At 71.5% G+C, this 25,664-nt stretch carries 25 protein-coding genes; 14 read left to right on the plus strand and 11 right to left on the minus strand.

What is annotated here, in order from left to right:
- The first annotated feature begins 20 nt into the window (after positions 1-20).
- On the plus strand, positions 21-713 hold the full coding sequence (locus ACFVTC_RS01975; RefSeq protein WP_390122929.1) for a B3/4 domain-containing protein: 693 nt from the start codon (positions 21-23) through the stop codon (positions 711-713).
- Between the two features lie 4 nt (positions 714-717).
- Here ACFVTC_RS01975 and ACFVTC_RS01980 read toward each other — a convergent pair whose 3' ends face one another.
- Entirely contained in the window at positions 718-1,446 is a 729-nt protein-coding gene (locus ACFVTC_RS01980) for a lysophospholipid acyltransferase family protein (RefSeq protein ID WP_390122931.1), read from the minus strand.
- A gap of 186 nt (positions 1,447-1,632) precedes the next feature.
- On the minus strand, positions 1,633-2,049 hold the full coding sequence (locus ACFVTC_RS01985) for a DUF4395 domain-containing protein (protein WP_168526729.1): 417 nt from the start codon (positions 2,047-2,049) through the stop codon (positions 1,633-1,635).
- A gap of 75 nt (positions 2,050-2,124) precedes the next feature.
- On the opposite strand from ACFVTC_RS01985, the gene ACFVTC_RS01990 reads away from it, so the two are divergent.
- The 4 genes from ACFVTC_RS01990 to ACFVTC_RS02005 all read left to right on the plus strand — a co-directional run bounded on the left by ACFVTC_RS01990 (position 2,125) and on the right by ACFVTC_RS02005 (position 5,369).
- Positions 2,125-2,538, plus strand: a complete 414-nt coding sequence (locus ACFVTC_RS01990) for a TlpA family protein disulfide reductase (RefSeq protein WP_390123738.1) — start codon at positions 2,125-2,127, stop codon at positions 2,536-2,538.
- A 289-nt stretch (positions 2,539-2,827) separates the two neighbouring features.
- Positions 2,828-3,337 carry a flavin reductase family protein gene (locus ACFVTC_RS01995; protein WP_390122933.1) on the plus strand — a complete coding sequence of 170 codons (510 nt, stop codon included), beginning with the start codon at positions 2,828-2,830 and terminating at the stop codon, positions 3,335-3,337.
- Between the two features lie 208 nt (positions 3,338-3,545).
- Positions 3,546-4,331, plus strand: a complete 786-nt coding sequence (locus ACFVTC_RS02000; RefSeq protein ID WP_168526725.1) for an electron transfer flavoprotein subunit beta/FixA family protein — start codon at positions 3,546-3,548, stop codon at positions 4,329-4,331.
- 75 nt (positions 4,332-4,406) lie between these two features.
- Entirely contained in the window at positions 4,407-5,369 is a 963-nt protein-coding gene (locus tag ACFVTC_RS02005; RefSeq protein ID WP_390122936.1) for an electron transfer flavoprotein subunit alpha/FixB family protein, read from the plus strand.
- Between the two features lie 57 nt (positions 5,370-5,426).
- Here the strand turns inward: ACFVTC_RS02005 and ACFVTC_RS02010 are convergent, their stop codons facing one another.
- Complete coding sequence (locus ACFVTC_RS02010) at positions 5,427-6,323, minus strand: endonuclease/exonuclease/phosphatase family protein (protein WP_390122938.1); 897 nt, start codon at positions 6,321-6,323, stop codon at positions 5,427-5,429.
- A gap of 179 nt (positions 6,324-6,502) precedes the next feature.
- Here ACFVTC_RS02010 and ACFVTC_RS02015 point away from each other — a divergent pair, with 179 nt between their 5' ends.
- A complete protein-coding gene (locus ACFVTC_RS02015; protein WP_390122940.1) occupies positions 6,503-7,807 on the plus strand; it encodes a DUF6986 family protein in 1,305 nt (434 codons plus the stop codon).
- Between the two features lie 395 nt (positions 7,808-8,202).
- On the opposite strand, the gene ACFVTC_RS02020 is transcribed toward ACFVTC_RS02015, so the two are convergent.
- Complete coding sequence (locus ACFVTC_RS02020; protein WP_390123740.1) at positions 8,203-9,267, minus strand: LacI family DNA-binding transcriptional regulator; 1,065 nt, start codon at positions 9,265-9,267, stop codon at positions 8,203-8,205.
- A gap of 195 nt (positions 9,268-9,462) precedes the next feature.
- Between ACFVTC_RS02020 and ACFVTC_RS02025 the strand changes: the two genes are divergently transcribed.
- On the plus strand, positions 9,463-10,422 hold the full coding sequence (locus ACFVTC_RS02025) for an ROK family protein (protein WP_390122942.1): 960 nt from the start codon (positions 9,463-9,465) through the stop codon (positions 10,420-10,422).
- Between the two features lie 360 nt (positions 10,423-10,782).
- Here the strand turns inward: ACFVTC_RS02025 and ACFVTC_RS02030 are convergent, their stop codons facing one another.
- The gene (locus ACFVTC_RS02030) at positions 10,783-12,816 is read right to left on the minus strand and encodes an NPCBM/NEW2 domain-containing protein (protein WP_390122944.1); all 2,034 of its coding nucleotides are present in this window, start codon (positions 12,814-12,816) and stop codon (positions 10,783-10,785) included.
- A 525-nt stretch (positions 12,817-13,341) separates the two neighbouring features.
- Positions 13,342-13,971, minus strand: a complete 630-nt coding sequence (locus ACFVTC_RS02035; RefSeq protein ID WP_390122946.1) for a hypothetical protein — start codon at positions 13,969-13,971, stop codon at positions 13,342-13,344.
- Between the two features lie 345 nt (positions 13,972-14,316).
- On the opposite strand from ACFVTC_RS02035, the gene ACFVTC_RS02040 reads away from it, so the two are divergent.
- On the plus strand, positions 14,317-14,511 hold the full coding sequence (locus tag ACFVTC_RS02040) for a hypothetical protein (RefSeq protein ID WP_390122948.1): 195 nt from the start codon (positions 14,317-14,319) through the stop codon (positions 14,509-14,511).
- 161 nt (positions 14,512-14,672) lie between these two features.
- The gene (locus tag ACFVTC_RS02045) at positions 14,673-15,713 is read left to right on the plus strand and encodes an NUDIX domain-containing protein (protein WP_390122950.1); all 1,041 of its coding nucleotides are present in this window, start codon (positions 14,673-14,675) and stop codon (positions 15,711-15,713) included.
- Positions 15,714-15,894: 181 nt separating this feature from the next.
- Here the strand turns inward: ACFVTC_RS02045 and ACFVTC_RS02050 are convergent, their stop codons facing one another.
- Positions 15,895-17,250 (minus strand): dipeptidase, encoded by a 1,356-nt coding sequence (locus tag ACFVTC_RS02050; RefSeq protein ID WP_390122952.1) that lies wholly within the window; start codon positions 17,248-17,250, stop codon positions 15,895-15,897.
- A gap of 184 nt (positions 17,251-17,434) precedes the next feature.
- Here ACFVTC_RS02050 and ACFVTC_RS02055 point away from each other — a divergent pair, with 184 nt between their 5' ends.
- Complete coding sequence (locus ACFVTC_RS02055; RefSeq protein ID WP_390122954.1) at positions 17,435-18,640, plus strand: geranylgeranyl reductase family protein; 1,206 nt, start codon at positions 17,435-17,437, stop codon at positions 18,638-18,640.
- Between the two features lie 416 nt (positions 18,641-19,056).
- Here the strand turns inward: ACFVTC_RS02055 and ACFVTC_RS02060 are convergent, their stop codons facing one another.
- The gene (locus tag ACFVTC_RS02060; RefSeq protein ID WP_390122956.1) at positions 19,057-19,506 is read right to left on the minus strand and encodes a nitroreductase family deazaflavin-dependent oxidoreductase; all 450 of its coding nucleotides are present in this window, start codon (positions 19,504-19,506) and stop codon (positions 19,057-19,059) included.
- 147 nt (positions 19,507-19,653) lie between these two features.
- Between ACFVTC_RS02060 and ACFVTC_RS02065 the strand changes: the two genes are divergently transcribed.
- From ACFVTC_RS02065 to ACFVTC_RS02075, 3 genes are all read left to right on the plus strand, one after another.
- Positions 19,654-20,388: a TetR/AcrR family transcriptional regulator gene (locus ACFVTC_RS02065; RefSeq protein ID WP_390122958.1), complete on the plus strand. Its 735-nt coding sequence runs from the start codon at positions 19,654-19,656 to the stop codon at positions 20,386-20,388.
- A gap of 88 nt (positions 20,389-20,476) precedes the next feature.
- Entirely contained in the window at positions 20,477-21,742 is a 1,266-nt protein-coding gene (locus tag ACFVTC_RS02070) for a sensor histidine kinase (RefSeq protein WP_390122960.1), read from the plus strand.
- Positions 21,739-22,404 (plus strand): response regulator, encoded by a 666-nt coding sequence (locus ACFVTC_RS02075; protein WP_390122962.1) that lies wholly within the window; start codon positions 21,739-21,741, stop codon positions 22,402-22,404. The genes ACFVTC_RS02070 and ACFVTC_RS02075 overlap by 4 nt, the downstream gene beginning before the upstream one ends.
- On the opposite strand, the gene ACFVTC_RS02080 is transcribed toward ACFVTC_RS02075, so the two are convergent.
- Complete coding sequence (locus ACFVTC_RS02080) at positions 22,365-22,646, minus strand: DUF6332 family protein (RefSeq protein ID WP_390122964.1); 282 nt, start codon at positions 22,644-22,646, stop codon at positions 22,365-22,367. The two genes, ACFVTC_RS02075 and ACFVTC_RS02080, sit on opposite strands and share 40 nt — an antisense overlap.
- 221 nt (positions 22,647-22,867) lie before the next feature.
- Positions 22,868-24,370: an MFS transporter gene (locus tag ACFVTC_RS02085; protein WP_390122967.1), complete on the minus strand. Its 1,503-nt coding sequence runs from the start codon at positions 24,368-24,370 to the stop codon at positions 22,868-22,870.
- Between the two features lie 85 nt (positions 24,371-24,455).
- Between ACFVTC_RS02085 and ACFVTC_RS02090 the strand changes: the two genes are divergently transcribed.
- On the plus strand, positions 24,456-24,896 hold the full coding sequence (locus tag ACFVTC_RS02090; protein WP_390122969.1) for a MarR family winged helix-turn-helix transcriptional regulator: 441 nt from the start codon (positions 24,456-24,458) through the stop codon (positions 24,894-24,896).
- Here ACFVTC_RS02090 and ACFVTC_RS02095 read toward each other — a convergent pair.
- Positions 24,883-25,644, minus strand: coding sequence for a maleylpyruvate isomerase family mycothiol-dependent enzyme (locus tag ACFVTC_RS02095; protein WP_390122971.1), 762 nt, complete (start codon positions 25,642-25,644; stop codon positions 24,883-24,885). The genes ACFVTC_RS02090 and ACFVTC_RS02095 overlap by 14 nt on opposite strands.
- Positions 25,645-25,664 lie beyond the last annotated feature (20 nt).

Consider the following 25,664-nt stretch of genomic DNA (forward strand, 5'->3'; position numbering starts at 1 on the left):
CAAGGCAGGCACCGCGGATCATGACTCTCACGCTCACCGTGTCCGACGAGGTGCGTGCCCTGGCACCGGGTTTCACCCACGTCGCCGTCGAGGCGTACGGACTGGCCAACGGGCCGAGCACCGAGCGTACTTCGGCGCTGCTCGACGACGCGGCCCGCCGGCTGGCCGGGCGACTGGACGGCCGCGCTCCGCACGAGGACCCGCACATGGCGGCCTGGCGGGAGGTCTACACGGCCTTCGGGTCCAAGCCCTCGCGCACCCGCAACTCGGCGGAGGCGCTGGCCAGACGTGCCCTGTCGGACACCGGACTGCCCCGGGTCAACCTGCTGGTCGACCTCTACAACGCGATCAGCGTCGCCCACCTGATCCCGGTCGGTGGCGAGGACATCGAGCACGTCAGCGGCGGGATGCGGCTCGTACGGGCCACGGGCGACGAGGAGTTCGTGACCGTCACGGGCGGCGCCGACACCGTCGAGCACCCGGACGCGGGCGAAGTGGTGTGGCGCGACGCGACCGGTGTGACCTGCCGGCGCTGGAACTGGCGCCAGGGGCCGCGCACCCGCCTCACGGAGGAGTCCACCTCGGCGATCTTCCTGCTGGAAGGTCTCGCACCGGTGCCGGTGGCCGGGATCGAGGCGGCGGCCGCCGAACTCGCCGAGCTGCTGGAGAAGTTCAGCCCCGGGGCACGCGTCACGGTGCACGCCCCGGAGTGATGGCTCAGTGTGCCTCGGCCGCCTTGACCTGTTCGGGGGTCGGTGCCGTACCGCCGAGGTGCGCGGGCATCCACCAGGTGTCGTCCGGTCCCTTGGGGCGGACGGGATAGGCGCGCTGCGCGGCCTCCAGGAGCTCCTGGACACGCTCGCGCAGTCGCCGGGTGATGGCGCCCGCGTACTGATCCTGCGGGGCCTCCACCGGCTCGCCGACCCGGATCGTGATCGGGGTGTGGCTGCGCTTGAAGTTGCGCGGGTGGCCCTTGGTCCACAGTCGCTGGGTGCCCCACAGCGCCATCGGGATCAGCGGGACGCCGGCTTCCTGAGCCATGCGCGCGGCACCGGACTTGAAGCTCTTCAGCGCGAATGACTGCGAGATGGTCGCCTCGGGGAAGACTCCGACGATCTCGCCTGAGCGCAGCGACTCCAGCGCGTGCTGATAAGCGGTCTCGCCCTGCTGCCGGTCCACCGGGATGTGCTTCATGCCCCGCATCAGGGGGCCGGAGATCCGGTGCCGGAATACCGACTCCTTCGCCATGAAGCGCACCAGGCGCTTCTGCGGCAGGGCGGCCAGACCGTCGAAGATGAAGTCCAGGTAGCTGATGTGGTTGCTGACCAGCACGGCGCCGCCCGAGCGCGGAATGTTCTCCGATCCCTTGCAGTCGATCTTGAGGTCCCAGGCCCTGAACAGCGTTTGGGCGAGACCGACGACGGGACGGTAGACAAGCTCTGCCATGGACGGAGTGGACCCTTCTCTCTGCCTGGGAAGGGGTCCCCCCGGCGGGAAGTTACGCAGCCGTAGGTTTACGGCATTGCGCAGATCGTGCCCGAAGAACGGACGAGTGGCCAGTCCTGGTGCCTCGCGGCGGCGAGATCCTCGTCACGTCGTCCCCGTGATCCACCTCGGACTTTTAACTCGCCTTTACTGAACGCGTACGGAGAACCGGCGTACGAGCAGGTACATCTCGCACCCGAGGCAGTACCCGAACGCCGCATTCAGAAACGCGGCCGCCAACGCGCAACCGGTCGCCGCGAGCCCCAGCCAGCCGGGCCCCACCGTGTACCCGATCAGCCCCACCGCCGCGAACGCCAGCCCGACCGCCTGGGCGAACCGCGGTGGCTCCGGGGCCTCGAACTCCGCCGGCGGCCCGATCCGGGGACGTACCGCGGTCTTGAACAGCAGACCGTACGGCGAGCGCGCCACACCTCCCGCCGCGCCGAGCGCGAACGCCAGCGTCTGCCAGGCCAGTAGCCAGGCGCTGCCGGTGACCAGTACGGCCGCCAGTACGACGGTCGTCACGGCCGCGCCGAAACGCGGCCCCCTCACATCGATGTCCATGAATCAAGCATTCCGCAGCGGGGGCGGCCCACGGCCCCGGGAATCTTTGCGGTCTCATGAATGCTTGTGCACATGATGAGCGGACTTGTGGTGTGCGTGGTGGTGCTCGCCGCGGCGAGCGGATACGGACTGCTGCATCGGCGGCGGAGCGGGAGGGTGAGGGTGCGCGGACGCGACGGCGGAAAGCGGCTCGGCGCGGCGGAGTTGGGGGAGGGGCTCGGCGAACGGGCCACGCTCGTCCAGTTCTCCAGCGCCTTCTGCGCCCCCTGCCGGGCCACCCGGAGGGTGCTCGCCGAGGTCGCCGGGCTGGTGCCCGGCGTGTCCCATGTCGAGATCGACGCCGAGGACCACCTCGACCTCGTCCGCGAACTGGACATCCTCAAGACGCCGACCGTGCTCGTACTGGACGCCGAAGGACGGATCGTGCGCCGTGCCACCGGCCAGCCGCGCAAGGCGGATGTGATCGCGGCGCTCGGCGAGGCCGTGTGACCCCGTCGGACCACGGGGATCCGGCCGGCCCCGGACCGACTGGGTCCCTTTGTCGGGCGACGGTGAGACAGCTCCCAAAGGCCGGGCCGCACTTGACTGCACGGTCCACCTATCGTCAGCCTGACCGTATGCCCCTGGAACTCCTTCTCTTCGAGCGTGTCCACGTGGACCTGGCCCGCACCGCAAGTGCGTGCTGTCCGGTCTGTTGAGCACCCGCGGACTCTCTCCCGCCCTCGGCGACGCCCGGGCGGGGGATGCCCACGACACCTCTCGCAGTGAGGACGACTCCATGACGGCCAGGCCCGGCCTCGGCACCCACCAGCTCGCCTCGCCCGAACTGCTGCGCTCCGTCTTCCGGCGGCACGCCGCTGGTGTCGCCGTGATCACGGCCCAGGGTGGCGGGGGCCCGGTCGGTTTCACCGCCACCTCGCTCACCTCGGTCTCCGCGGAACCCCCGATCATCTCCTTCGGTGTCGGCTCCGGCGCGTCGAGCTGGCCCGCGATCTCCGAGTCCGACCATGTCGGCGTGCACATACTCGGCGAGCATCAGCGGGAGTTGGCCGCCACCTTCGCCAGGAGCGGCGCCGACCGTTTCGGCGCGCCCACCCGGTGGCGCGCGGGGCCCGAGAGCGTTCCGGTCCTCGACGACGTGCTGGCCTGGCTCGTGTGCCGGATCGTGGCGCGGGTCCCGGCGGGGGACCACCGCATCGTGCTGGCCGAGGTCGTCCTCGGCGACCCCTCGGGCGCCGGGAGCCCGCTCCTTTATCACCAGGGCCGGTTCAACGGCCTGCGCGACTGACCCGGCCCTTTCCGAACCTACTCGTCGGTTACACAGCGTTGCCAAGGTCACAGTGCAAAGCGCTTGCTCAGTGGGCAGGAACTGGGTGTACTGGCGAGTAATATTTCGTTCGGAGCGCGGGCCGCCCCGACCGGGACCGGCCGCTTCAGGCGCCTATGCTGCCTGAAAGAAGGCAGCCCAGAAATGACGATGCAGTAGGAGAGCCGGCGTGAGCTTGAGGATCGTTGTCACTGTGAAGTACGTGCCCGACGCCACTGGCGACCGGCACTTCGCCGATGACCTGACCGTCGACCGTGACGACGTGGACGGTCTGCTCTCGGAGCTCGACGAGTACGCGGTGGAGCAGGCGCTGCAGATCGCCGACGAAGCGGACGACGCCGAGATCACCGTGCTGACCGTCGGTCCCGAGGACGCCAAGGACGCGCTGCGCAAGGCGCTTTCGATGGGTGCCGACAAGGCCATCCACGTCGAGGACGACGGCCTGCACGGCACCGACGCCATCGGCACCTCGCTGGTGCTCGCCAAGGCGATCGAGAAGGCCGGCTACGACCTGGTCATCTCCGGCATGGCGTCCACCGACGGCACCGCCGGTATCGTCCCGGCGCTCCTCGCGGAGCGTCTGGGTGTCCCGCAGGTCACGCTGCTGTCCGAGGTCTCCGTCGCGGACGGCGTCGTCAAGGGCCGCCGTGACGGCGACACCGCCTCCGAGCAGCTGGAGGCCGCGCTGCCGGCCGTCGTGTCGGTGACCGACCAGTCCGGCGAGGCGCGCTACCCCTCCTTCAAGGGCATCATGGCCGCCAAGAAGAAGCCGGTGGAGGCATGGGACCTGGAGGACCTGGAGATCGAGGCGGACGAGGTCGGTCTCGAGGGCTCCTGGACCAAGGTCGATTCCGCCGCCGAGCGCCCGGCGCGCACCGCCGGCACGATCGTCAAGGACGAGGGCGAGGGCGGCAAGCAGCTCGCCGAGTTCCTCGCGGGCCAGAAGTTCATCTGAGGCCCGTTCGAGGCTCGCTGAACCCCGACACGCCGACCGCCCCTCATCTTTCGTAAGCAGGAGAGAAGAAGTCCCATGGCTGAAGTTCTCGTCTACGTCGACCACGTGGACGGCGCCGTCCGCAAGCCCACCCTGGAGCTGCTGACGCTGGCCCGCCGCATCGGCGAGCCCGTCGCCGTCGCCCTCGGCCCCGGTGCCGGGAACACCGCCGCCGCGCTCGCCGAGCACGGTGCGGTGAAGGTCCTCACCCACGATGCCGCCGAGTACGCCGACTACCTGGTCGTGCCGAAGGTGGACGCGCTGCAGGCCGCGTACGACGCCGTGTCCCCGGCCGCCGTGCTCGTCCCGTCCTCCGCCGAGGGCAAGGAGATCGCGGCCCGCCTCGCGGTCCGTATCGGCTCCGGCATCATCACCGACGCGGTCGACCTGGAGGCCGGTGACGAGGGCCCGGTCGCGACGCAGTCCGCGTTCGCCGCCTCCTTCACCACCAAGTCCCGTGTCTCCAAGGGCACCCCGGTCATCACGGTCAAGCCCAACAGCGCCGCCGTCGAGGCCGCCCCGGCCGCCGGCGCGGTCGAGGCCCTCACGGTCTCCTTCTCGGAGAAGGCCACCGGTACCAAGGTCACCGCGCGCACCCCGCGCGAGGCGACCGGCCGCCCCGAGCTGACCGAGGCCGCGATCGTGGTCTCCGGCGGCCGCGGCGTCAACGGCGCCGAGAACTTCTCGGTCATCGAGAACCTCGCCGACTCCCTCGGCGCGGCCGTGGGCGCCTCGCGCGCCGCCGTGGACGCCGGCTGGTACCCGCACTCCAACCAGGTCGGCCAGACCGGCAAGTCCGTCTCGCCGCAGCTGTACATCGCCTCCGGCATCTCCGGCGCCATCCAGCACCGCGCCGGCATGCAGACGTCGAAGACGATCGTCGCGATCAACAAGGACGCCGAGGCCCCGATCTTCGACCTCGTCGACTACGGCGTGGTCGGAGACCTCTTCGAGGTCGTCCCGCAGCTCACCGACGAGATCAAGACCCGCAAGGGCTGACCGAGTCCGGCCGTACGAGGCCCCCGTGACCGCCCGCGCGGTCACGGGGGCCTCGGTTCATCCCAGGCGCAGAGTGGCCCGCACGGGCAGGTGGTCGCTCGGATACCGACCGTTCGAGGAGAAGGTGTCGACCAGCGTCCGGTCCGCGCGCACCCCGGGACTGGCGAGGATCCAGTCGATACGGTCGCCGCCGGGCACCGGGCGGCCGTAGCCGTGGAAGGTGGCGTACGGGGCGCCGCGCTCGGCCGCGGTGTCCCAGGTGTCGACGAGACCGGCGCCCAGCATCGCGTCGTAGACCGGGTTCTTGTGCGCGGCGCTGTTGAAGTCGCCGGTGACCACGAGCGGCAGGGCGCGGTCGAGCCCGGCGATCCGTTGCCCGATCAGCGCGGCGGCCCGCATGCGCGCGTATTGACTCCCGCTGTCCAGATGGGTGTTGAGGACGTAGAACTCCCGTCCGGCGGCGCGCAGATCACGGAAGCGGACCCAGGTGACCATGCGGATGTGGGAACCGCCCCAGGTGTTCGAGCCGATCACCTCGGGGGTGTCGGACAGCCAGAAGTGGTCGTACCCGGCCGGGGCGAGGCGATCGGTGTCGTAGAAGACCGCCGCGAACTCGTCACGGCTGCCGCCCGCGCGGCCGGTGCCGACCCAGTCGTAGCGCCGTCCGAGGTCGGACGCGATGTCGCGCAGCTGCGGGTAGAGGCCTTCCTGGGTGCCGATGACGTCGGGGGAAGCCCGGCGCAGCAGCTCGCGCATCGCCGGACGGCGCGCGGCCCAGCTGTGCGGCCCGGCGGTGCTCGCGAAGCGGAGGTTGAACGTCATGACGTCAAGAGGGCGCCCGCCGCCGCGGCGGCCGGCGGACGCGGGCGCCGTACCTAGCAGGGGCACGGTCACCACGGCGGCCACCGCGGTCCGCAGACCCAGGCGCCGGGTCACCCGGCGGATGTTCGACATGTCATCCCCTCCCCGCACGGCCAGCATGAGGGGTGCGGGGCGGTGCGCGAAAGACGGCATGGGGCAGGAGAGAAGGCGACGGACCAGGGCGCGGACAGGTGTTGACCACGGGAAGCGCCATGGATAACTTCGCTCTACGGATTGTTGATTCCGTGAAGCGGAAAACAGGAGGGCGTGGGATGGGCAAGGGCCAGCAGGAGAACGTGGCGACAAGCCTCGCGGGCGCCGTCAGCGAGGAGATCAGCGCCTCGCTCGCCCCGGTCGACGCCGAACTGGAGCGCCGCTACCCCGGAGACCCCGGCACCCGGCAGCCCGTGCACACCGTGTACGTCCCCGCGGACGCGTTCACCGCCGACACGATCCGCTCCTGGGGCGACCGGGCGCTCGCGGCCCTCGACGAGCACGCCCCCGACGCCGCCTCGTTCGCCGCGGTCCTCGGCCTGGCCGACGACCTCGCCGGGCCCGTGTACGACCGCGTACGGGCCAAACTGGAGCGGGAGCCCGTCGAGGACCTGCGTGTCGACTTCGAGGACGGCTACGGCCCGCGTCCGGACGCCGAGGAGGACGAGGCGGCGGCGCGCGCGGCCCGACTGATCGCACAGGCGTACGCCGACGGCACGGCGGCTCCGTACATGGGCATCCGCATGAAGTGCCTGGAGGCATCGGTCCGTCGGCGGGGCATCCGTACGCTCGACGTCTTCCTCACCGGTCTGATGGACGCGGGGGGTCTGCCCGAGGGGCTGGTCCTCACCCTCCCCAAAGTGACGTACGCGGAGCAGGTCACCGCGATGGTGCGGCTGCTGGAGGAGTTCGAGAAGGCGCGCGGTCTCGCGCCGGGGCGGATCGGCTTCGAGATCCAGATCGAGACCAGCCAGTCGATCCTGGCGACCGACGGCACCGCGACCGTCGCCCGGATGATCCAGGCAGCCGAGGGCCGCGCCACGGGCCTGCACTACGGCACCTTCGACTACAGCGCCTGCCTCGGCGTCAGCGCCGCCCACCAGGCCAGTGACCACCCGGCCGCCGACCACGCCAAGGCGATCATGCAGGTCGCCGCCGCGGGCACCGGCGTACGCGTCTGCGACGGCTCCACGAACGTGCTGCCCGTCGGCCCGACCGAGAAGGTGCACGACGCCTGGCGACTGCACTACGGCCTCACCCGCCGCGCGCTGGCCCGCGCCTACTACCAGGGCTGGGACATGCACCCCGGGCACATCCCGACCCGCTACGCGGCCGTGTTCGCCTTCTACCGCGAGGGCTTCGCGCAGGCCGCCGCGCGCCTGGCCCGCTACGCAAACCGCACCGACGGCGACGTCATGGACGAACCCGCCACCGCCAAGGCGCTCAGCGGCTACCTTCTGCGCGGGCTGGACTGCGGCGCCCTCGACATCGCGGAGGTGGCCCGGCTGGCGGGTCTGACACGGGCGGACCTGGAGGGTTTCGCCGCGCCGAGGCGCGGAGACCTGACCGCCTCGGTGAAGTAGGGCGTCCCGCGCGCGTCCCGGTGAGCGTTCGCCCGGAAGGCGTCGACTCGCGCGGCACGCCCGGCGCGTGGACGGGCGACGTGGACTCCTGCCCGCCCCGGTTCACCTGGCCAGAGACGCGTGCCCCGGCGTCCACGACGCGTGCCCGTGCCGTCGGGACCGTGCCGTACCCCCTACCGGGCCGCCTTGAACCGGAGTCGGGCGGGACGGGTGTGGGAGCGGACCCTGAGAACCGGCACGCGGTCCTCCTGCCTCCGGCGCGTCAGCGGTGACAGCCTTTCGCCGCCGAGGCGTCGGGCCCCCCGGGTCAGACACCCGGGTGACTCGGCGGCCGCGCGAGAGGCGCCGCGGCGAGCCCAGGGCTTCGGGGCCGCGCGGGTCAGGGCGGCCAGGGCTCAGGCCGGGGGCGGCAGTTCACCCGAGCCGCGGGTGATCAGGCGGGTCGGCAGCTCTATGCGTTCCGGGGTGAGGAGGGTGCCGTCGAGCTGGCGGAAGAGGCGGTCCGCGGCGGTGCGGCCGAGGGCGGCGGCGTCCTGGGCGACGACGGTGACACCCGGCTGGAGGAGGTCGGCGAGCTCGATGTCGTCGAAGCCGACCAGGGCGACCGGACGTCCGTGCTCGGCGAGGACCCGGACCACCGTGACCGTCACACGGTTGTTGCCCGCGAAGATCGCGGTGACCGGGGAGTCGCCCGAGAGCATCTCCTCCGCGGCGTCGCGGACCCGCAGCGGATCCGTGACACCCAGGGACATCCAGGCGGGCTCGACCGCAATGCCCGCGTCCTCCATGGCCGCGCGATAGCCGCGCAGCCGCTCGGCGGCGGTGTGGATGCGGGGCATGTCACCGATGAAGCCGATCCGGCGGTGACCGTGGTCGATCAGATGGGTCACGCCGTCCCGGGCCCCGCCGAAGCTGTCGGAGAGGACCACGTCGGCGTCGATCTGTCCCGCCGGGCGGTCCACGAACACGGTGGCGACGCCGGCCTTGATCTCGGGTTCGAGGTAGCGGTGGTCGTCGCCGGCCGGAATGACGACCAGCCCGTCCACCCGGCGCGCGCACAGGGCGAGGACCAGCTCCTGCTCACGCTCGGGGTCCTCGGCGCTGGAGCCGTTGATGAGCAGGGCGCCGTGGGCACGGGCCACCTCCTCCACCGCGCGGCTGAGCGGGCCGTAGAACGGGTCCGCGAGGTCCTCCAGGACGAGGCCGATGCTCGCGGTGCGGCCCTTGCGCAGCACCCGCGCGCTGTCGTTGCGCCGGAAGCCCAGCGCGTCGATGGCCTCCTGCACCCGGCGCTCGGTGTCCGGGGTCACGCCGGGCTCGCCGTTGACCACGCGTGAGACCGTCTTGAGACCCACGCCGGCGCGCGCCGCCACGTCCTTCATCGTCGGGCGATTGCCGTATCGGTTCTCGGATCGGCGGGCGGTCTCTGCCACGATGCGCTGTCCTGTCCTGTCGTCCACGGTGATGCGACCATTCCTGTCGTCCCCGGTGATGCGATGGTCCATGGGGATGTATGAGGATGTGGCGTCGAGCATAGAGCCTGGACAACGTTGTCAGATGCGGGGGACACTGTTCACCGCATTCTCCGGCCTGCGCCCCCCACCGCGAGACCGGTCTGCCCTGTTTCGCAAGGTTCACCAGGAGAACTGACTCTGATGCACACCGACCTCGTGGCCGCGCTCGACATCGGCGGCACCAAGATCGCCGGAGCGCTCGTGGACGGCCGTGGCCGGATCCTCCTGCGCGCGCAGCGTGCGACACCCGCGCAGGAGGACGGCGACACCGTCATGGGGGCCGTGGAGGCCGTGGTCGGTGAACTCACCCTCTCCCCGCTGTGGAGCAGGGCCGCGGCCGTCGGCATCGGCAGCGCGGGCCCGGTGGACGCCTCGGCGGGCACCGTGAGTCCCGTGAACGTGCCGGGCTGGCGTGACTACCCGCTGGTCGAGCGGGTCCGCGAGGCCACGGGCGGTCTGCCCGTCGAGCTGATCGGTGACGGCGTCGCCATCACCGCGGCCGAGCACTGGCAGGGTGCCGCCCGTGGTCACGACAACGCGCTGTGCATGGTGGTGTCGACGGGCGTCGGTGGCGGTCTGGTCCTGAACGGACAGCTGCACGCGGGCCCCACCGGCAACGCGGGCCACATCGGGCACATCAGCGTGGACCTCGACGGCGACCTCTGCCCGTGCGGCTCCCGGGGCTGCGTGGAGCGCATCGCGAGCGGCCCGAACATCGCTCGGCGCGCCCTGGAGGGCGGCTGGCGGCCCGGACCCGACGGCGACACCTCGGCCGCCGCGGTGGCCGACGCCGCCCGTGCGGGCGATCCGGTGGCGGTGGCCTCCTTCGAGCGGGCCGCCAGGGCGCTCGCGGCGGGCATCGCGGCCACCGCGACCCTCGTCGAGATCGACATCGCCGTCATCGGTGGAGGTGTGGGCAAGGCGGGTGACGTGCTCCTCGACCCGCTGCGCAAGGCGCTGGGCGACTACGCGACGCTGTCCTTCGTGCGGCGGCTGACCGTGGCGCCCGCCTTGATGGGCACGGACGCCGGTCTGGTCGGCGCGGCGGCTGCCGCACTCAGCAGGCAGCCGAACGAGACGGCCGCGCGGGTCGGCGGCTGATTGCTGCGGCCGGATTACGGGGGCGGGGGACGGGCCGGGTGACGGTGACGGGCGAACGGGCGGAGTGACAGGTCGGCCCCGGTCGTCACGGCACCGGGGCACCCGGGCGCCTGGGCATCCGGGCGCCTGGGCATCCGGGCGTTCGGCCTTCGGGTCGGTCGATCGGCCCGGTGGGCGTGGCCGTCGGTGTGTCCGTCACGTCGGTATGTCGGTGTGTCGGCCGCGTCGACGGGTTGATGGCGTCGACGGGCCGGTCACACGGTCGGGAGGCCGGTGAGCGGCTCCCCCTGCCGGGAAAGCCGCTCAGCCGCTCAGCCGACCGGGTGGCCGACCGCCCCTCCCGTCGTCCGGGGCGGCCGCTCAGCAGGCCAGCCGCGCGTCGGCCCAGTCGGCGTGGTCCGAGTCGATCCCGTCACCCCCGTCGGTGACGACCAGCCGGACCACCTCGGCGCCGCTCACGTCGGCCGAGACGGGCTGTGCGGGCATCGCGTTGGTGAGCACCCCGGTCGAGGCGACCTCGGTGCCGTCCGCCCAGATCTCGAAGGCGACAGTGCCCCTGTCGCCCTTCTCGTCGTCGACCCCGACGTCCGCGGTGACGGTCTCGCACTCCTTGCCCGTGTAGTACTCGACGGCGCTCGCGGCGTGCACACCGAGGCCCTTGGCATGGACGACACCGCCGAGGGTGATCGGATGGCCGTCGCCCGCGGCGCTCTCGCCGTTGCTGGTGTCGCGCTCGACGGGTCCGTAGCCGTTGGCCGCCGACATCCACGGCAGGTCGCCGAGGGAGGAGGTGCCCGGGGGAGGAGGCACGACCACGGAGGCCGTCACGGGCAGCACGGTCTCGACGCGTACGCCGTGCGGTGAGCGGTACGTCGCCTTCAGCGTCAGGTCGTACGATCCGGTGGCGGTGCCCTCGGGCACGGTGAGCCGCCACTTCGTGCGCAGCGAACGGCCGGTCGGCACCGCCGGCGCGGTGGTGCGTGACGCCGCCCGGATCGTCCAGTCCGCGGGACCGCTGAGCTTCACGGCGACGCGGTGTGCCGTCGTGCGGCCGAGGTCGGTGACCGTCGTCGTCAGGGTCGCCGGCTCACCTGCTTCGACCAACGGGGCTGTTCCCAGGCCGAGTTCGACGGCGGGGGGCTGCGCGGCCCAGCCGCGTCCGGCCGCGACGCGGACGAGCACCGTGCCGTGTGCGGGGACGGTCGCGGAGATGCCGCCCGCGGTGTTGAAGCTCCGGTGCTGCCACAGGTCGCGCAGGGTGTAGGCGGGAGCCGCCGGGAGTCCCACGGCCGCCGCGGTGGTGGCGATGCGCTGTGGGCCGCCGGTCTCGTTGAACAGCGCCACCGCCCGGCTGCCGTCCTTCATCTCCTTGGCGACCACCCAGCGTCCGCCCGCGGAGGAGAGCACGGTGCCCTGTTTGCCGAGGGGGTCCTGGTCGACCGCCACGACTTCCTTGTTGGCGAGGATGTCGAAGGTGGCGGGGGTCGCCTTGCGCAGGTCGGAGCCGATGAGCAGGGGTGCGGCCATGACCGACCAGAGGGAGAAGTGCGAGCGGTACTCGGTGTCGGTCATCCCGCCGTTGCCGACCTCCAGCATGTCCGGGTCGTTCCAGTGCCCGGGACCGGCGTACGGGGCGAGGGGCAGGTTCTGCTTGAGGATCGACAGCATCGAGCCCCAGTTGTCGCTGATGTCCCCGGTCGTGCGCCACAGCTGCCCGACGTCCGACGCCCACTCCCAGGGCTTGTTCTCTCCCCACTCGCAGATGCTGTAGACGATGGGGCGCCCTGTTTCCCGGGAAGCGGCCCGCAACGCGTCCCGCATGGTGGTGTAGCGCGACTTGGCGTCCACGCCCTGGTTGTTGCAGTTGTCGTACTTGAGGTAGTCGACGCCCCAGTCCGCGAACTGCCGGGCGTCGCTGTACTCGTGGCCGAGGGCGCCGGGGAAGCCCGCGCTGTCGCACGTCTTCGTGCCCGCGCTGGTGTAGACGCCGAGCTTGAGGCCCTTGGCGTGCACGTAGTCGGCGACCGCCTTGATCCCGTCGGGGAACCGGGCCGGGTCCGGGACCAGTTTGCCGTCCGCGTCCCGGGAGGGCAGGGCCCAGCAGTCGTCCAGGTTGACGTACTGGTAACCGGCGTCCTTGAGGCCCTTCTCGACGAAGAGATCGGCGATCCCCTTGACCATGGTCTCGTTGAACTCCTCGCGGCAGTGCGTGGAGTTCCAGTTGTTGAAGCCCATCGGCGGGGTGAGGGCGAGACCGTCGGCCGGGTCGGGGGCGACCGGGCCCGTGACGGGGGTGGCCAGGGCCGGCGCGGCGAGGCCGGTCGTACACAACAGTCCTGCGACGAGTGCTCCGACCAATCTGCTGCGGGTGGTGCGGGTGTGAAGGTGACGCATCGTTACGTTCCTCCGAACTCGCGAAAGACGAGCCTGTCTGCATGTCCGCGACAAGTGTGCGCGTTTACGGTAGGACGTGTCTGACTCTGTTGGAAGAGGAGGGCGAGAACTGTCCGATTCCCCGTCAGAACCAGTGACGACGCGCCGGCTTGATGGTGAGCCCCGAGTCGCACGTTCGGTTGTGTTGGAAGGTGTCCCGAGGGGGTGCGCGCGGCGGTCAGCGCCCGGAGGGCATTGCCGGGTCCGAAGGCGCTGCGGGACATCGGAGGTCCCGGCGAAAATCATGCCGAGCCGGGCGCCTTGACCCCGGGACGCCGCAGCCGTTCGCCGAGTGCGGTCCTGGCCGGCCGAGGGGTGCGGGCCTCGGCCTCCGTCCTTCCTGTCGTGGCGCCCCGACGTCTGCCGAGGGGGCACTCGGGCAGCGGGTCAGGCCCTGCCGGTGAAGAGTTCGTTCCGGGGGCCGAAGTGGCGGAGACCCGCCAGGGCATCGGCCGAGGGATCGCAGGCGGGAATCTGGCAACCGCCCTAGCAGGACTCGTCGAACTTGACCGCTGTGAGTTCCACCGGTCGGCCGCGGAGTGCGGTGCCGGCGGCCGGAGACTGGGTGCACACCTTCCAGTTGCTCTCGACCAGGATCCAACGCCGTGCGTCGGAAGCGTCCTTGACCGTGAAGGACGTGCCCGGGTCGAGCGCGGCCCGTGCCGCCTTCACGGACTTCCCCGTGAAGTCCGGAATCCTCCCGCCCGCCGTGGACGGCGCCGTCACGTCCTTCGACGGGCATGTCTCGGCGAGCTTCACCGAACCGAAGTCCAGTGTCGTGCCGGTGCCGGTAGTCGTACCGGCTCTCACGTTCTGTGAGCAGACCTTCCAGTCCCGGTCGAGGATCTGGTGGCGGTCCCGGCCGAGCGAGTCGTGCGACCTCAGCGAGCGGAAGCCCTGCTTCTGCGCCTTGTCCTGAGCGGACTGCAGGCCCATACCGACGAAGTCGGGCACCGCTTTCCGTTCGGCCGTGGTCGGCTTGTCGTCCTTCGGTGACGAAGCCGCGGCGGTCGGCGCCGAAGTGCCGTTGGCCTTGCCGTCGTCCGTCGGCTGACAGGCGACGACACCGCCGACGCCTACCGTGAGCAGGACGGCACTGATGATCCGGGTGCGCACGTATTCCCCCAAGTGGTACCGATGCGGACGGAACGCACGGACAGGATACGAAACCGCACACGACGTGTTCTCCGGCCGACGGTCATCGACCGTTGTGACGGACGGGCGGTTCCGGGGAGCGCCTCAGGCGGTAACTCCTCATTCGCGGCCCACGCGGCCCCCGGCGCGGTCGGGATGGCAACCGTGGTCCGGGTCCCCGACACGTACGCGAGCTGGAGTTTTCGGCCTGGAATGACGGGCGTTGAGTTGATCCGTCCGGCAGAGGCGAGCGAGGTTCGCGTGAGCGAGCCGTGACTTGTCGTCACCGGACCGTGACCCGTCGCCGTTTTCGTAGTTGAACCGGGCATGAAGAAGCGCAGCATGCTGGCCATCGCCTCCCTCGCCACCGGGTTCGTCGTCGCGGCGATCACCCCGTCCCACGCCCTCGACGGCACTGCCCTCGGCGACCTGCACGTCGACGACACGCTCAGCTCCGTCGACCACACGCTCAGCAGCGACAGCCTGGCCGCGGACGACTCCGCACCGGACCGGAAGGGCTGAGCGCAGGACCGGAACGCCTGAGCCGAAGCAGCACGCGCGCGGCGCCGGTGCCCCAGCGACAGGGGGTCGGCGACGCGCCGTTCGGCTCCCTCATCATGGGCTGGTTTCCGTGGCAGGGTGGAGCGGGCAAGCCACAGGGGGCCAACAGAAGAGGGGGAACCGTGATCGTCTGGATCAACGGTGCGTTCGGTGCGGGGAAGACCACCACCGCACGGGAACTGATCGACCTGATCCCGAACAGCACGCTCTTCGACCCCGAGGTCATCGGCGGCGGGCTCACGAAACTGCTGCCGCCCAAGCACCTCGCCGAGGTCGGCGACTTCCAGGACCTGCCGATCTGGCGGCGCCTGGTGGTCGACACCGCGGCCGCCATGCTCGCGGAGCTCGGCGGCGTCCTCGTGGTTCCCATGACCCTCCTGCGTCAGGAGTACCGCGACGAGATCTTCGGCGGCCTCGCCTCGCGCCGGATCGAGGTGCGCCATGTCCTCCTCGCTCCGGCGGAAACGATCCTGCGCGAGCGCATCGCGAGCCGGGAGATACCCGGGGACCTGCCGGACGGCGAGATACGGATGCGCCAGTGGTGCTACGACCACATCGAGCCCTACCGCACGGCGCTCGCTTCCTGGCTCACCGCCGACGCCCACCCCGTCGACACCAGCGCCCTGACCCCGTACGACACCGCACTGCGCATCGCCGAGGCGGTCCGCACCGGTGGCGTGGCCGCCTGCGACATCGTGCAGACCCCCGAACCCACCTCCGAGACCGTCGCCGCGGGCGTGCTCCTCTTCGACGAGCGGGACCGGGTGCTGCTCGTCGACCCGACGTACAAGGCCGGCTGGGAGTTTCCCGGCGGCGTCGTCGAGTCCGGCGAGGCCCCCGCCCGTGCGGGCATGCGCGAGGTCGCCGAGGAGACCGGCATACGGCTCGACGACGTCCCCGGCCTGCTCGTCGTCGACTGGGAACCGCCCGCGCCGCCCGGTTACGGCGGTCTGCGCCTCCTCTACGACGGCGGCCTGCTCGGCTCCGACGAGGCCCGCCGACTGCTGCTGCCGGGACCGGAGTTGCGTGCCTGGCGCTTCGTCACCGAACAGGAGGCGGCCGACCTGCTGCCCCCGGTGCGCTACGAGCGGCTGCGTTGGGCGCTTCGGGCGCGTGAACGCGGCGCCGCACTGTATCTGGAGGCCGGCGTCCCGGTCGGCTGAGCCGGCCGAGTCCGGTGCGCACTGCGCGAGTTGACGGCCGATCAGCCGAAGATACGGGCTCCCACCGCCGGGCGCGGCTGACCCGCCCGCGACCCCGCGCATCGCGCACGGCGCTCTGCCGTCGCCCGACGTGTGGTGAGGGGCGCGCCTCGCCGTGAGGCGCTCCCCCTCCCGGCAGTGCTCAGCTCGCCGCGTACTTCTGCAGGAACAGCGCCTCCGTGACCGACAGACGCTCCAACTCGTCGGGCGAGACACTCTCGTTCACCGCGTGGATCTGTGCCTCCGGCTCGCTCAGCCCTATGAGGAGGATCTCCGCCCGCGGGTAGAGCGAGGCCAGCGTGTTGCACAGCGGGATGGAGCCGCCCTGGCCCGCCGACTGCATCTTCTCGCCCGGGTACGCGGCCGCCATCGCCTCCGCCATCGCCGAGTACGCGGGGCTGGAGGTGTCGGCGCGGAAGGGCTGGCCCTGCCCGATCTGCTCGGTGCTCACCCGCGCGCCCCACGGCGTGTGCGCCTCCAGGTGGGCCTGCAGCAGCTTGGTCGCCTCGGCCGCGTCCGTGCCCGGCGGCACCCGGAGGCTGACCAGCGCACGGGCACCCGCCTGCACGGACGGAGTGGCCCCGACGACGGGCGGGCAGTCGATGCCGAGGACCGTGACGGCCGGACGGGCCCAGATGCGGTCGGCGACCGAACCGGAGCCGATCAGCTCGACCCCGTCGAGAACCTTGGCGTCCTGGCGGAACGCCTCCTCGTCGTACTGCAGGCCCTCCCAGCGCGCGTCACCGGTCAGTCCGTCCACCGTCGTCGAACCGTCCTTCGCGCGCAGTGAGTCCAGGACCCGGATCAGCGCGCCGAGCGCGTCCGGTGCCGCGCCGCCGAACTGCCCCGAGTGCAGGTTGCCTTCGAGGGTGTCGATCCGGACACGTACGAGGGTCATTCCGCGCAGCGTCGAGGTGACCGTGGGCAGACCGAGCCGGAAGTTGCCGACGTCGCCGATGACGATGGTGTCCGCGGCCAGCAGCTCAGGGTGCTCCTCGGCGTACCGCTCGAGACCGCCCGTGCCCTGTTCCTCCGAACCCTCGACGATGACCTTGACGCTCACCGGAACGCCACCGTTCGCCTTCAGCGCGCGCAGCGCGAGGAGGTGCATGACCAGGCCGCCCTTGCAGTCGGCGGTCCCGCGCCCGTACCAACGGCCGTCCCGCTCCGTCAGCTCGAACGGCGGAGAGGCCCAGGCGGCCTCGTCCAGCGGCGGCTGCACGTCGTAGTGCGCGTACAGCAGGACCGTCCGCGCGCCCTCGGGCCCGGGCAGGAAACCGTAGACCGACTGCGTCCCGTCCGGGGTGTCGAGCAGTGCCACGTCCTGGAAGCCCTCGGCACGAAGGGTATCGGCGATCCAGTTGGCCGCGCCCTCGCTCTCGACGCGCGGGTACTGGCCGAAGTCCGCCACCGATTTGAAGGCCACCAGTTCGGTGAGCTCCGCCTTTGCCACGGGCATCAGCGAGGCGACGGTCTCGGCGACCGGATTCGACGACATGGGCACGCTCCTTGTGGGTGCGACGTTGTACTTCTGTGTACGGGTGACCGGGTGGTGCGTACACGCGCACTGGTGTGCAGGTCGCATACGGTGCCGATCCTCCCACAGTGGCCTGCGGCGACGTCCACCGTAGGATGCGGGGGACAGGTGCGGCAGACGGCTGGACTGGGAGCAGTAGACCATCGTGAGCAGCGAGAACTCTTCGGCGGACGACGGACAGATGGTGTGGGACGTCGTCGTGGTCGGCGCGGGGCCAGCGGGCGCCTCGGCCGCCTATGCGGCAGCGGTCGCGGGACGCAGCGTCCTGCTGCTGGAGAAGGCGGAGCTGCCGCGCTACAAAACGTGCGGCGGCGGAATCATCGGCCCCTCGCGCGACGCGCTGCCACCCGGCTTCGAGCTGCCGCTGAGAGACCGTGTGCACGCGGTCACGTTCTCGCTGGACGGCAAGTTCACCCGTACCCGGCGCTCCAAGCAGATGCTGTTCGGGCTGATCAACCGGCCCGAGTTCGACCAGCAGCTCGTCGAGCACGCGCAGAAGGCGGGCGCGGAGCTGCGTACGGGCGTCACGGTCTCGCGGGTCGAGCAGCACGGGTCGGCCGTGCCGGACCGGCGCACCGTCGCCGTCGTGCTGCAGGGCGGCGAGGCGGTGCTGGCGCGTGCGGTGGTCGGCGCGGACGGCAGCGCCAGCCGCATAGGGGCCCATGTCGGGGTGAAGATGGACCAGGTCGACCTCGGCCTGGAGGCGGAGATCCCGGTGCCGGGGACCGTCGCCGAGGACTGGCAGGGGCGGGTCCTGATCGACTGGGGCCCCATGCCCGGCAGTTACGGCTGGGTGTTTCCCAAGGGCGACACCCTCACCGTCGGTGTGATCTCCGCCCGCGGCGAAGGCGCGGCCACCAAGCGGTACTTGGAGGACTTCATCGCCCGGCTCGGGCTGGCCGGGTTCGAGCCGAGCGTCTCCTCGGGCCACCTGACGCGCTGCCGTGCCGACGACTCGCCGCTGTCGCGCGGGCGGGTGCTCGTGTGCGGGGACGCGGCGGGACTCCTGGAGCCGTGGACGCGCGAGGGCATTTCCTTCGCGCTGCGCTCCGGGCGGCTGGCGGGGGAGTGGGCGGTCCGGATCGCCGAGGCGCACGACGCGGTGGACACCCGACGCCAGGCGCTCAACTACGCCTTCGCCATCAAGGCCGGGCTCGGCGTCGAGATGAGCGTCGGCAAGCGCATGCTCACCGCTTTCGAGCGGCAGCCGGGCACCCTGCACGCGGTCCTGACAAGCTTCCGGCCCGCCTGGAACGCGTTCGCGCGGATCACGCGCGGCTCGACCACGCTCGGCGAGCTCGTGCGCTCCCACCCGCTGGCCGGGCGCGCCCTCACCGCACTCGACAAGTGAACCGGCCGGCGGTCCAGGCACGTCCAGGCACGTCCAGGGTCTCCTGAACCGGGCAGGGTAGGTCTCGGCGTGGCGGGCTCGTGACGGACCGCGGACGCCGGATCGATGATGGCTGGTTGGCTGGTTGGCTGGTTGGCTGGGTGGGCGTCGGCTCGTCGGGCCGGGTGGGCGCGTGGAGCCGGCGGTCGGGGTGGTCGGGGTGTGCCGTGACGGTGGCCTGAGTGCGCCGGACGGTGGTCTGAGCGTGCCGGACGGGGCCCGAGTGCGTCGGGTCGGACGCCCAGGGGGCGTGGGCCGGTCAGCCGACGGTCGCTCGGCGGCCGGGGCTCCGCTCGCGGGGGCTTCGGTGGCCAGGGCGTCGCGCCGGGCCTCTCCGTGGGTGACGCGGGGGCCGGCCAAATCCCGGGCGGCCGCGGTCAGTTCTCGACCAGGACCCGGAACACCGGGTGGTCGGGGGCGATGCGGCGCAACTCCTCGTCGGAGGAGTCGGGACCGACGCCATTGAAGAAGACGCCGACCTCGGCCTTCCAGCGCTTGAGGTACGCGCGCAGCAGCGGGACCTTGTCGTCGTCGGTGACCTCGGTCGCGGTGAACGTGTCGACCTCCTTGCCGAGGCGCAGCTCGCCACCGCCCGCGGCCCGCATGTTGTGCGTCCACTGGACGTGGCCACGCGGCGCGACCAGGTAGTGCTGCCCGTCCACGGTGAGCAGGTTGACCGGAGTCGTCCGCCATTCACCGCTCTTGCGGCCGCGGACGGCCAGGACCCGGGATCCCCAGACGCTGAGACCGCGACGGGTCATCCAGGCCACGGCGCGGTTGAAGACGTTGACGGTGAACCAGCCGGGCTTCTGGACATGCGTGGACATGGTGACCCCTATCGACTGAGAGAGCGCCGCTCGCTTTTGTGAGCACTGCTCTCGCTTGAGAGCAGTCTGCATGAGACCGGTGATCCAAAGCAAGAGCAGTGCTCTCGTTTGTGTGCAGTGCTCTGGAAGCGTGGCAGACTGCCTCCCATGACGACCGCACGAGGAGTACGTGCCCGAGCCAGGATCGAGGTCACGGCCGCCATCAAGGAAGAGGCACGCAGACAGCTCGCCGAGGAGGGGGCCGCCAAGCTCTCGCTGCGCGCCGTGGCCCGCGAACTGGGTATGGCCTCCTCCGCGCTCTACCGCTATTTCCCCAGCCGCGACGACCTGTTGACCGCGCTCATCATCGACGCCTACGACTCCCTCGGCGAGAGCGCCGAGACGGCGCATGCCGAGGTCGTGACAGCCGGCCCGCGCGAGCGCTGGATCACGGTCTGCGTGGCGGCGCGCCACTGGGCGCTGGAGCATCCGCACGAGTACGCGCTCATCTACGGTTCGCCCGTGCCCGGATACACCGCGCCGCAGACCACGGTCCCGGCCGCCTCCCGCGTGGGGCTGCTTCTGATCGGGATCGTCCGTGACGCCTACCAGGGCAAGGGCGTGGCCCGCACCCCGCTGCCAGCCGCGCTGCGGGCGGAGGCGCGGCGGATGGCCGCCGACCTCGCTCCCGACCTCCCGTCCGAGGCCGTCGTGGCACTCGTGGCCGCCTGGTCGCAGCTCTACGGCCTGATCGGGTTCGAGGTCTTCGGGCAGTTCAACACGGTCGTCGAGGACCGGGAGGAGTTCTTCCGGCACGCGGCGGACCAGCTCGCCCACGGTGTGGGACTCGTGTACCCGGAGGCGGGGGCAACGGGCGGAAAGGGTGGCCGGGCAGGCTCCTGAGGGAGGCGGCGCTACTCCGTGGGGAGTACGTGTGATCACCTCGCCCGGCTGACGCCGTCGGCGGCCGGTGCCGTCTAGCGTGGCCGTCATGGAAGAGCAGCGAACCCCCAGGTCCCCGGGGTGGGGCGGTGGACCGCCGTGGTGGCGGCACGGGCCCCCGGAGTGGACCGGGCCGCAGGGTCGGACCGGTGGGGATCCGGGGGATTCCGAGGCGCGCGCGGGCCGTCTGCCCTGGCGCTCCACTCTGCTCCTGACCGTCCTCGTGCTCGCCGGCTCGCAGTTCGCCGCGCACGCCCAAGGGGGAGACCGCGCGGCGCTGGACCCCTTCGCGCGGGCGCTGCTGCTCGTGGGGTGCGGTCTGCTGCTGTGGCGGCAACGGAGTCCGGTGCTCGTCGCCTTCGGTACGGCCGCGGTGACCCTGGTCTACCTGGGAGCCGGATACCCGTACGGGCCCGTCTTCGTCACGGTGGCCGTCGGCTGCTTCGGCGCGGTCGTCACGGGACACCGCCGAGCGGCGTGGGCGGCCATCGGCATGCTCTGGCTCGGCCATCTGCTCATGGCGCACTGGCTCTACCACTGGCTGCCGCCGACGGGCGACCGGGAGGTCTCCTGGACCCGGGAGATCGGCGTCGCCACCTGGGGCGTGGCGATCGTGGCGGTCTCGGAACTGGTGCGCGTCCGCCGGGAGCAGTGGGCCCGCGACCGCGCCGAGCGCGCGCAGGCCGCGGCGCGTCGCGCCGACGAGGAGCGGCTGCGGATCGCCCGCGAACTGCACGACGTCCTGGCGCACTGCATCTCGGTGATCAATGTCCAGGCGGGTGTCGGCCTCGCGCTGCTCGACTCCGACCCGGAGCAGGCGCGCTCGGCGCTCACCACCATCAAGGAGGCGAGCAAGGAGGCGCTCGGCGAGGTCCGGCAGGTACTCGCCACCCTGCGTGCCCCCGGAGACGCGCCGCGGGCTCCGGCTCCCGGACTCGACCGGCTCCCCGAGCTCGTCGAGCAGGCGGCGGCCGCCGGCCTGGCCGTCGAGGTCCGTGGCACCCCCCCGAAGCTTCCACCGGGCATCGACCTCGCCGCGTTCCGGATCGTTCAGGAGGCCCTCACCAATGTGGTACGGCACTCGGGATCGCGGCACGCGCGCGTGCGGATCGAGCCGTCCGGGGACGCGCTGCGGCTGCGCGTCGACGACGACGGACCCGGGACCGACGCCGACGCGGGCGGCAGCGGGCACGGGCTGGCCGGCATGCGGGAGCGGGCCGCCGCGCTCGGTGGCACGATCGAGGCGGGCGCGCGTGACGACGGCGGCTTCCGCGTAGTGGCCGTACTGCCCCTGCAGGTCAAGGAGGACCGGTGATCCGCGTACTGCTCGCCGACGACCAGTCACTGGTCAGGGCAGGCTTCAAGGCGCTGCTCGACGCACAGGCGGACCTGGAGGTGGCCGGTGAGGCGGCCGACGGCGACGAGGCGCTGCGCAAGGTGCGCGCACTGCGGCCCGACGTCGTTCTGATGGACATCCGCATGCCGGTGCTGGACGGGCTGTCCGCGACCCGCCGCATCACCGGCGACCAGGAGCTCAAGGACGTCAAGGTGGTGATGCTCACCACCTTCGAGCTGGACGAGTACGTCTTCGAGGCGATCCGCTCCGGCGCCTCCGGTTTCCTCGTCAAGGACACCGAGCCGGACGAACTCCTGCGCGCGGTAAGGGCGGTGGTCGAGGGCGACGCGCTGCTGTCGCCGGGGGTGACACGGCGGCTCATCTCCGAGTTCGCGGCCCGGTCGAAGGAACCCGCGGCGGCCGGCCTCCTCGTCCAGCTCACGGAGCGGGAACGGGAGGTGATGGCGCTGGTCGGTATCGGTCTGTCCAACGACGAGATCGCGAGGCGACTTGTCGTCAGCCCGCTCACCGCCAAGACCCACGTCAGTCGGACCATGGTGAAGCTCGGAGCCCGCGACCGGGCCCAACTGGTCGTGATGGCCTACGAGTCGGGGCTGGTACGGCCGGGGTGGCTGGGCTGAGCGCCGGCCGCGCGCCCGAAGCGGATCAGTACGGTGACCACACGTACGGCGAAGAGCGCCACGGCCAGCATTATCCCCGAGGTGATCAGGAACTTCTCGACGGCTAGGGGGAGATGGAACAGCAGCGCGGGGCCGGACACCGCTCCCAACGCGAGCGCCGCCACGAACGCCGCGCTGAGCAACGCGTACCCGATTTCCACGGTGATCGCGTCCCGTTGGTCCTGTGTACGTGTTGGTCTCATCCGACAAGTGTCCGTGCGGCGCGCCCGGCGGGCAAGGAATGCCCGGCCGGGCGCGTCGAGTTGAGTGCGGAACGGGACGAATCGGTTCGAACCGGAGGCTCGTCGGTCGGTGGAGCCGGGGCGATGGTGGCCCGGTGGAGACGGGGCGACGGTGGCCCGGTTGGAACCGGGCGACGGTGGCCCGGTGAGCCGGGTGGCCTGGGTGGGGCCCGCGCATCGGATCAGTCGCGGACCGGCACCCGCTCCTGCGACGCCTCCTGTGACGTCTCCTGCGACGGCTGAGGGGCGGACGTGGCGACCACGACGGACCCCCGCGGACGCCGCGTCCGCAGACCCGGCAGGGTGATCAGCAGACCCGCCAGGGCGATGCCCGTGACCACGAGCAGGCCGGCCCGGTAGCTGTCGAGGACGGCCTGCGGGGAGGAGCCCTCGGAGGAGTTCGCGGTGACGACCGCCGTCACGATCGCCAGGAAGATGGCGCCGCCCACCTGGACCGAGGTGTTGAGCAGGCCCGAGACCATGCCCTGCTCGTGATCGTCGACGCCGTTGGTGGCCTGGATGTTGAGCGACGGGAAGACCAGCGCACAGGCCGCGCCGATCAGCAGCATCGTGGGCAGGATCACCGACGCGTACACCGGGTCGAGGCTGACGCGCAGGAACAGCGCGTAGCCGACCACCATCAGCGCGAAGCCCGCGGCGATCAGCCGAGGGGTACCGAAACGGTCCACCACGGCGCCGACCTTGGTCGACGAGAGCGCGACCAGCGCGCCCGCGGGAAGGAAGGCGAGCGCGGTGTGCAGCGCCGACCACCCGAGCAGCGACTGCATGTAGAGCGTGACCAGGAACTGGAACCCGACGTACGAGCCGAAGAACGCCATCGCGCCGAGCTGGGCCCTGATCTGACCGCCGGAGCGCAGCACCCCGAGCCGGATCAGAGGTCCGGGTGAGCGCCGCTCGACGCGGACGAAGACCGTGAGCAGGACGGCGACCGCGAGGAAGGACAGCAGCGTGCGGGCCGAGGCCCAGCCGGCCTGCGGTGCCTGGACGACGGTGAACACAAGCAGCAGCATCGATGCCGTGCCGAGAACCGCGCCCGGGATGTCGTAGCCGTTGTGGTCCTTCTCCCGTTCGCTGCGCGGCAGGAGCTTCATGCCGACGAGGAGTGCGAGAAGCGCGATGGGCGCGGGCAGCAGCATGGTCAGCCGCCAGCTGGCCTCGGTGAGCAGGCCGGACAGGACGAGGCCCATCGAGAAGCCGGTGGCGGCGCAGGTGGTGTAGATCGACAGGGCTCGGTTGCGCAGCGGGCCCTCGGGGAAGGTCGTGGTGATGATCGACAGGCCAGCCGGCGCGGTGAACGCCGCGCTCAGGCCCTTGATGAAGCGGCTGGCGATCAGCAGCGGGCCCGAGTCGACGAGTCCGCCGAGCAGTGAGGCGAGTGCGAAGACTCCCAGGGCCACGAGGAAGACCTGTCGGCGGCCCAGCAGGTCGGCGGTGCGTCCGCCGAGCAGGAGCAGTCCGCCGTATCCCAGGATGTAGCCGCTGACGATCCATTGCAGCGTCGAGGTGGAGAGGTGGAGTTCGGAGCCGATGGAGGGCAGGGCGACGCCGACCATCGACACGTCAAGCGCGTCCAGGAACATCGCGGCGCAGAGCACCAGCAGGGTGCCCCACAGTCGGGGGGTCCAGCGTCCCAGGGACACGGGGGCGGTGAGCGGGGAGGTCATGACGGAGAGAGTACATGCACATGCATTCAATGCAAATGCATTTAATGCCGATGCAACAAAGGGGATTCTTTGCTACCGTGCGCTCATGGCGGCGGAGAAGGCCGAGCAGGCGCTCGTGGACCAGTGGCGCGACATCCTCGCGGTGCATGCGCGCACCCTGTGCGAGGTCGACCGTGTGCTGCACCGACACGGCCTGGGCGCAAGCGACTTCGAAGTGCTCGACGTGCTGGCCGGTGACGCAGAGGCCGACGGCGCCGCCTGCTCCTACCGCGTCCAGGAGATCTCCGACCGCGTGCATCTGAGCCAGAGCGCGCTGTCCCGGCTGGTGGCCCGACTGGAGAAGGACGGCCTCGTGACACGGGGCATGTGCCAGGAGGACCGGCGGGGGGTGCGGGTGTCCCTCACGCCCAAGGGGTTCGACCTGCACCGTGAGGTGCAGCCGCTGCAACGCGCGGTGCTCGGGCGGATGTTGGCGGGCGACCCGACCGCCGGTGACGACCGAACCGCCCGGATCAGCTCCAGGTGACCGCGGACGTCTCCCGCCACAGCGCCACGAGTGAGCTGTCGCCGGTGACCGTCGGGAACGGCAGCCGGTTCCACAGCGCCAGGTAGAGCCGCGCGGCGGGACCGGACACCTCGCAGTCGACGTCAGAGTCCTCGTCCTGCCGCGCACCCCGAGCCGGGCCCCGCTCGCTCACGGGCGGTTCGGGTGACAGCCGCAGGGTCCACGCCGCGTCGGCGTCCGAGGCCCGCACCCGCAGCACGCAGGGCGCCTGTGCGCGTACCTTGCTCCGCGTCCGGCCGTGGAAGCCGCGCAGCAACTCGTCGATCCCGTCCACCGCGAAGTCCGGGGCGATCGCACCCGGCGTCCCGTCGAGCGCGGACTGTGCGTCGACGCGGTGCACGGTCGTCTCGTGCGCCTGTCGCCGGGCCCAGAAGGCGAGCGGCGAGGGAGCGGGCAGAAAGCTCCAGCACTCCACGTCCGACGGCGCGGAGGCGAGGCTGTCGACGAGCCGGCGGTGGCCGTCGCGGAACCAGGCCAGGAGTTCGGCGCCGTCGAGGTCGGGCAGCCCGCCGTCCCGCAGATACGCGGTGTGCCCCTCGGTGACGAACGCCCTCGCCCAGCGGTGCACCATGCCCGTGTGCCGTACGAGATCCCGCACCTGCCAGCCCGGACAGGTCGCCACCTCGGCATCGGGTCCCGCCCGCTCGGCAGCCGCCGCCAGCGAGCGGCCTTCCGCGTCGAGGGTCTTCACGAATTCCTGAACGTCCATGCGGTGAGTCTGCCGGACGA

The sequence above is a fragment of the Streptomyces sp. NPDC057950 genome (assembly GCF_042887295.1).
In the GTDB taxonomy this organism is placed as follows: Bacteria; Actinomycetota; Actinomycetes; order Streptomycetales; family Streptomycetaceae; genus Streptomyces; species Streptomyces kaempferi.